Annotated in this window: 1 riboswitch. The window is 63.4% G+C overall.

The annotated features are described in order from the left end of the window. Nucleotides 1–131: 131 nt before the first annotated feature. Nucleotides 132–241, bottom strand: a riboswitch (glycine riboswitch). Between the last annotated feature and the right edge of the window lie 54 nt (nt 242–295).

The following is a 295-nucleotide window of genomic DNA, read 5'->3' as shown; positions in this document are numbered from 1 at the left end:
GTGGCCGCATTCCGCTGCTCGATCCGCAGCATTTTCCGGCCTTCTGGTGCCAGGGGGGAAAGGGAGGGCTTGTTCGTCACGGGGAACTCCATAATTCAGGTCGCACCGAGGGTGCGACGATGATTCGGGTTCCTCCCCGCTCTGTATGTGACCTGAGAGTTTCCGCGGCCCCTGCTCTTACAGGGTGCCGCTTGCACCGTCGGTGAGCCCGCGTGACGGACTGCTTTCCAGAGTTGCCTCGCCGCGGCGGTACGTGGGCCTGAGAGATTCCTGGGGAGGATTTGCTCCTACGGCG

Source organism: Arthrobacter sp. PsM3 (assembly GCF_030433895.1).
Lineage (GTDB): Bacteria > Actinomycetota > Actinomycetes > Actinomycetales > Micrococcaceae > Arthrobacter.
Note: the sequence above shows the minus strand (reverse complement) of the source record. Positions and strands in the feature narration are given on the sequence as shown.